Consider the following 6,198-nt stretch of genomic DNA (forward strand, 5'->3'; position numbering starts at 1 on the left):
ATCCACCCGGTGGCGATGGACGAGGGTCTGCGTTTCGCGATCCGCGAGGGTGGCCGCACGGTTGGCGCCGGCGTGGTGGCGAAGATCGTCAAGTGACGTGAGGGCGCGGTTGCGCGCAAGCGCAGCCGCCTTTGCCCGAACGTCATCCCCGCGCAGGCGGGGATCCAGTCCCGACAAGCCGCCAAGCGCGTCGGAACAGGGCCAGGCGGCGCAAGCCGCCGTTGCCTTTTCGGGAGCAACACCAAATTTCATACGCCAGTAGCTCAATTGGCAGAGCAGCGGTCTCCAAAACCGCAGGTTGGGGGTTCGAGTCCCTCCTGGCGTGCCAACCGGGCGCCGCCGTGGCGGACGCCGAAGAGATGAAGCCTTGACCAGCAACGCGCTGCCCAATCCGTCCGCCGGCAACGGGGACATCGTCAAACACGTCATCGCCCTGCTGCTGGTGGCGGCGGGTATCGCCGGCTATTACCTGGTCGGAAGCGACTGGCCCAGCGGCGTGCGGATGCTGCTGGTGGCGGCGGGCGTGATCGCCGGCGGCGCGCTGTTCCTCATGCGCACGAACCGGGGCGCCAAGACCCGGGATTTCCTCGCGGAGTCGCGCTTCGAATTGCGCAAGGTGGTCTGGCCGACGCGTCAGGAAACCAACCGGATGATGGTGATCGTGATCATTGCCGTGCTGGCGTTCAGCCTGATCATGGCGGCGTTCGACTTCATCATCCAGTTCGCCGTGAAATGGCTGCTCGGCAGCTGATGGAGAGTTCTGTGAGCAATTCCGACGTCCTCAAGCGCTGGTACGTGGTCCACGCCTATTCCGGCTTCGAGAAGTCGGTGGCGCAGGCGCTGCGCGACCGCATTGCGCGGCTGGGCATGCAGGATCGCTTCGGCGAGGTGCTGGTTCCCACCGAGGAAGTGGTGGAGATGCGCGCCGGGCAGAAGCGTCGTTCGGAGCGCAAGTTCTTCCCCGGCTACGTGCTGGTCCAGATCGCGACCCACGTCGAGGACGGCATCCCGCGCATGGACAGCGAATCCTGGCATCTGGTCAAGGAAACCCCGAAGGTGATGGGTTTCATCGGCGGGACCGCCGACCGGCCGCTGCCGATCCGCGACGAGGAGGCCGACACCATCCTCCAGCGCGTCCAGGACGGCGTTGCCAAGCCCAAGCCCAAGGTCCTGTTCGAGCCGGGCCAGATGGTGCGGGTGGTCGACGGCCCGTTCAACGATTTCAACGGCGTGGTCGAGGAAATCAACTACGAGAAGAGCCGCCTGCGCGTCGCGGTGCTGATTTTCGGACGTTCCACGCCGGTCGAGCTGGAGTTCGGGCAGGTCGAAAAGGCCTGATCCGGACGGTCCGGACGCGCGTCCGTAAACCTGCTACAATACGCGACTCACCCTTCGAAGCGCCGTTCGCAGCCGCGGTCGGCGCTTCGAGGTGGATGCAATTCGGGCGGATGCGCGATGCCGGGACGCGCGCCGCCTGCGATGTCGATGATCCCGGTCCGATGGGGAGCCTGCAACCCAGGCGCTAGCACCCGGAGACAATGCAATGGCTAAGAAAGTCGTCGGCTACATCAAGCTGCAGGTGAAGGCCGGTCAGGCCAATCCCTCGCCGCCGGTCGGTCCTGCGCTGGGTCAGCGCGGCCTGAACATCATGGAGTTCTGCAAGGCGTTCAACGCGGCGACCTCCAAGCTCGAGCCGGGTCTGCCGACCCCGGTCATTATCACCGCCTATTCCGACCGCACCTTCACCTTCGTCACCAAGAGCACGCCGGCCACGGTGCTGCTGAAGAAGGCGGCGGGGATCACTTCCGGCTCCAAGCGTCCGAACACCGAGAAGGTGGGCAAGGTGACGCGCGCGCAGCTGGAAGACATCGCCAAGGCGAAGGAGCCCGACCTGACCGCGGCCGACCTGGACGCGGCAGTGCGCACGATCGCGGGCTCGGCCCGTTCCATGGGCCTGACGGTGGAGGGTTGAGACAATGGCACTGAACAAGCGACAGAAGGCGATCCTCGCGGCCACCGTTCCGGGCAAGGCCTACGCGATCGATGAAGCCCTGAAGATCCTCAAGGACAACAGCAAGGCCAGGTTCGTCGAGGCCATCGATGTGGCCGTGCGCCTCGGCGTGGATGCCAAGAAGTCCGACCAGCAGGTGCGCGGCTCGACCGTGCTGCCGGCCGGCACCGGCAAGAGCGTCCGGGTGGCGGTGTTCTGCCCGGCGGGCGCCAAGGCCGACGAGGCGCTGGCCGCCGGTGCCGACGTGGTCGGCATGGACGACCTGGCCGAGAAGATGCAGGGCGGCGATCTGAATTACGACGTGGTCATCGCCACCCCGGATGCGATGCGCGTGGTCGGCAAGCTCGGCCAGGTGCTGGGCCCGCGCGGCCTGATGCCGAACCCGAAGGTCGGCACCGTGTCGCCGAATCCTGCGGAAGCGGTGAAGAACGCCAAGGCCGGTCAGGTGCGCTACCGCACCGACAAGGCCGGCATCATCCACTGCACCATCGGCAAGGCGAACTTCGAGAACGATGCCCTCAAGGGCAACCTGCAGGCGCTGCTCGCGGATCTGGTCAAGGCCAAGCCGGCGACCTCCAAGGGCACCTATCTGCAGAAGATCTCGCTCAGCTCGACCATGGGTCCCGGCGTCACCGTGGACCAGTCCTCGCTGGCGCTGAAGTAATCGCATTGCGCGTCCGCACCGCAGGGTGCGAACGCGGCGCATGGATGTGCCGCCGATGATCGCGCAGCGATCATGGCAAACGAATTTTGAAGGCCCCGCCGCAATCCATCGCGACGGAAGCCGTCAAAGACCGCAGGTGCGGTCTGCGCGTGGCAACGACGGGCAAGGATGCTCGCATGGCAGGGATTCGCCGTTGCCGCAGGCGGGATCGCTTAATCCGCACCCCAGGGTACGGGCCTGCGCAGATGGTGTCGCCTTTCTGGAATGTTCTGAAAAGACAGATCTGGATGGCCACCGAGGGATGCGCTTGCATCCCCGATGCCAGGGACCGGCATCGCCGAGGACCGTCTGCGGCAGGAGCCGCAGCCGGAGTTCAACCCAGGAGTAAACATGGCTCTCAATCTGTCCCAGAAAAAGGACGTTGTCGCGGAAGTGGCGGAAGTCGCCGCCTCTGCGCACTCCCTGATCGCGGCCGAGTATGCCGGCACCACGGTCTCGCAGATGACCGCGATGCGCAAGAAGGCCCGTGAAACCGGCGTGTTCCTGAAAGTCGTCAAGAACACGCTGGCCGCGCGCGCCGTCACCGGCACCGAGTACGAAGTGGCGAAGGATTCCCTCGTGGGTCCGCTGCTGTACGCGTTCTCGACCGAGGAACCCGGCGCCGCCGGGCGCCTGATCAAGGAGTTCGCCAAGGGCAACGAAAAGCTGCAGCCCAAGCTCGTCGTCGTCGGTGGCCAGCAGTATCCGGCCAGCCACGTCGAGGTGCTGGCCTCGCTGCCGACCCGCGAACAGGCGCTCGCGATGCTGGCCCGCGTGCTGGCCGAACCGGCGGCGATGTTCGCCCGTGCGGTCAAGGCCGTGGCCGACAAGCAAGGTGGTGGCGAAGCCCCGGCCGAGGCCGAGGCGCAGGCCGAGCCGGCTTGAGCGATTCGCGAATCCGACAACGTTTTCCCATTCAACGCAACATCTCCAGAGGTAAATGCAAATGTCCCTGAGCAATGAGCAGATCGTCGACGCCGTCGCCGGCATGTCGCTGATGGAAGTGATGGACCTGGTCAAGGCCATCGAAGAGAAGTTCGGCGTCTCCGCCGCCGCCCCGGTCGCCGCTGCCGGTCCGGCCGTGGCCGCCGCCGCCGTCGAAGAGCAGACCGAGTTCAACGTCATCCTGAAGAACGCCGGCAGCAAGACCGTCGAGGTCATCAAGGCCGTCCGCGCGATCACCGGCCTGGGCCTGAAGGAAGCCAAGGACCTGACCGTGGCCGGTGGCCCGGTGAAGGAAGGCGTCTCGAAGGAAGAAGCCGAGAAGATGAAGAAGGACCTTGAGGCCGCCGGCGCGACCGTCGAAGTCAAGTAATTGCAGTCGCGTCGCCTGCAGTTCGCGCTGGCGACCACCAAAGGCTGGGGGTGAAAACCCCCGGCCTTTGGCCGTTGTGGAACAACCGTTGTAGAACCGATCGAGTCGACAGTCGGAAGTAGCGGGAGAGGGCGTGCTGGTGCCGGCAATACCAGCGACTTCCAACTGTCGGTTCCCAGTCTTTGAGCCGGGATTCCCCCGTAGGCCGCCTTGTTGCGGCCGAATGAACATCGAGGCGCACGTTCAATGGCCACCGCCAAACACTATTCGTTCACCGAGAAGAAGCGCATCCGCAAGGACTTCGGCAAGCGCCGTTCGATCCTCGAGGTGCCGTATCTGCTGGCTATCCAGGTCGATTCCTATCGCGAATTCCTGCAGGAAAACGTCGATCCCGCCAAGCGCGAGGACAAGGGCCTGCACGCCGCGCTGAAGTCGGTGTTCCCGATCGCCAGCTACAGCGGCAACGCCGCGCTGGAATACGTGGGCTACAAGCTGGGCGAGCCGGCCTTCGACGAGCGCGAGTGCCGCACCCGCGGGCTGTCCTACGGCGCCCCGCTGCGCGTCACCGTGCGTCTAGTCATCTACGACCGCGAATCGAGCACCAAGGCGATCAAGTACGTCAAGGAGCAGGAAGTCTACATGGGCGAAATCCCGCTCATGACCGACAACGGCACCTTCATCGTCAACGGCACCGAGCGCGTCATCGTCTCCCAGCTGCACCGCAGCCCGGGCGTGTTCTTCGACCACGACCGCGGCAAGACCCACAGCTCGGGCAAGCTGCTGTTCTCCGCGCGCGTCATTCCCTACCGCGGCTCGTGGCTGGACTTCGAGTTCGATCCGAAGGACGCGCTGTACACCCGAATCGACCGCCGCCGCAAGCTGCCGGTCAGCGTGCTGCTGCGCGCGCTGGGCTACTCCAACGAGGAGATGCTCAACGAGTTCTTCGACATCAACACCTTCCACATCCTGCCGGAAGGCGTGCAACTCGAGCTGGTGCCCGAGCGCCTCAAGGGCGAGACCCTGGAATTCGACCTGGCCGATGGCGACAAGATCATCGTCGAGGCCGGCAAGCGCATCACCGCGCGCCACGTCAAGCAACTGCAGGCGGCGGGCGTGGCGGCGCTGTCGGTCCCGGACGACTACATCCTCGGCCGCATCCTCTCGCACGACGTGGTCGATGCCTCCACCGGCGAGCTTCTGGCCAGCGCCAACGACGAGATCGACGCGGATCTGCTGGGCAGGCTGCGCAAGGCCGGCGTCGAGACCGTCGGCACCCTGTGGGTGAACGAACTCGATCGCGGCCCGTTCCTGTCCAACACCCTGCGCATCGATGCGACCAAGACCCAGATGGACGCGCTGGTCGAAATCTACAGGATGATGCGTCCGGGCGAGCCGCCGACCAAGGACGCGGCGCAGAACCTGTTCCACAACCTGTTCTTCACCTTCGAACGCTACGACCTGTCCAGCGTCGGCCGGATGAAGTTCAACCGCCGTCTCGGCCGCAAGGATGTCACCGGTGTGCCGGTGCTGTACGACGAGAAGTACTTCGCCCAGCGCAAGGACGACGAATCGGTCCGGGTGCGGGACGAGGCCGGCTCCGGCCCGTCGTCCGACATCCTCGACGTGATCCGCGTGCTGTGCGAGATCCGCAACGGCCGTGGGACCGTCGACGACATCGACCACCTGGGCAACCGCCGCGTGCGCAGCGTCGGCGAGATGGCCGAGAACACCTTCCGCGTCGGCCTGGTGCGCGTCGAGCGCGCCGTGAAGGAGCGCCTGTCGATGGCGGAAGCCGACAACCTGTCGCCGCAGGACCTGATCAACGCCAAGCCGGTCGCGGCCGCGATCAAGGAATTCTTCGGCTCCTCGCAGCTGTCGCAGTTCATGGACCAGAACAACCCGCTGTCGGAGGTCACCCACAAGCGCCGCGTCTCGGCGCTGGGCCCGGGCGGCCTGACTCGCGAACGCGCCGGCTTCGAAGTCCGCGACGTGCATCCGACCCATTACGGCCGCGTGTGCACCATCGAAACGCCGGAAGGCCCGAACATCGGCCTGATCAATTCGCTGGCGGTGTTCGCCCGCACCAACAAGTACGGTTTCCTCGAAACCCCGTACCGCAAGGTGATCGAAGGTCGCGTGACGGACGAGGTCGAGTACCTGTCGGCGATC

At 65.5% G+C, this 6,198-nt stretch carries 6 protein-coding genes, 1 tRNA gene and 2 pseudogenes; all 9 read left to right on the forward strand.

All coding sequences use genetic code 11. The annotated features are described in order from the left end of the window. A pseudogene (locus Q0X16_RS00920) lies at positions 1-96 on the forward strand (elongation factor Tu); the annotation flags it as partial. A gap of 156 nt (positions 97-252) precedes the next feature. Further along, positions 253-328 (forward strand) — tRNA-Trp (locus Q0X16_RS00925). 39 nt (positions 329-367) lie between these two features. Next, the gene (gene secE, locus Q0X16_RS00930; protein ID WP_297829681.1) at positions 368-751 is read left to right on the forward strand and encodes a preprotein translocase subunit SecE; all 384 of its coding nucleotides are present in this window, start codon (positions 368-370) and stop codon (positions 749-751) included. 11 nt (positions 752-762) lie between these two features. Beyond that, positions 763-1,338: a transcription termination/antitermination protein NusG gene (nusG, locus tag Q0X16_RS00935; RefSeq protein WP_297829683.1), complete on the forward strand. Its 576-nt coding sequence runs from the start codon at positions 763-765 to the stop codon at positions 1,336-1,338. 205 nt (positions 1,339-1,543) lie between these two features. Continuing rightward, on the forward strand, positions 1,544-1,972 hold the full coding sequence (gene rplK, locus Q0X16_RS00940) for a 50S ribosomal protein L11 (protein WP_256646402.1): 429 nt from the start codon (positions 1,544-1,546) through the stop codon (positions 1,970-1,972). Positions 1,973-1,976: 4 nt separating this feature from the next. Then, positions 1,977-2,675, forward strand: coding sequence for a 50S ribosomal protein L1 (rplA, locus tag Q0X16_RS00945; RefSeq protein WP_297829688.1), 699 nt, complete (start codon positions 1,977-1,979; stop codon positions 2,673-2,675). Between the two features lie 390 nt (positions 2,676-3,065). Further along, on the forward strand, positions 3,066-3,599 hold the full coding sequence (gene rplJ / locus Q0X16_RS00950; protein ID WP_297829690.1) for a 50S ribosomal protein L10: 534 nt from the start codon (positions 3,066-3,068) through the stop codon (positions 3,597-3,599). Positions 3,600-3,660: 61 nt separating this feature from the next. Further along, a complete protein-coding gene (gene rplL, locus Q0X16_RS00955) occupies positions 3,661-4,029 on the forward strand; it encodes a 50S ribosomal protein L7/L12 (RefSeq protein ID WP_297829692.1) in 369 nt (122 codons plus the stop codon). Positions 4,030-4,275: 246 nt separating this feature from the next. Beyond that, positions 4,276-6,198: pseudogene (gene rpoB, locus Q0X16_RS00960) on the forward strand (DNA-directed RNA polymerase subunit beta); the annotation flags it as partial.

The sequence above is a fragment of the Thermomonas sp. genome (assembly GCF_025993755.1).
Classification (GTDB): Bacteria; Pseudomonadota; Gammaproteobacteria; order Xanthomonadales; family Xanthomonadaceae; genus Thermomonas.

Coding starts and splice junctions, on each gene's coding strand:
- rplK (WP_256646402.1), top strand. CDS start 1,544: ATGGCTAAGAAAGTCGTCGGCTACATCAAGCTGCAGGTGAAGGCCGGT.
- rplA (WP_297829688.1), top strand. CDS start 1,977: ATGGCACTGAACAAGCGACAGAAGGCGATCCTCGCGGCCACCGTTCCG.
- rplJ (WP_297829690.1), top strand. CDS start 3,066: ATGGCTCTCAATCTGTCCCAGAAAAAGGACGTTGTCGCGGAAGTGGCG.
- rplL (WP_297829692.1), top strand. CDS start 3,661: ATGTCCCTGAGCAATGAGCAGATCGTCGACGCCGTCGCCGGCATGTCG.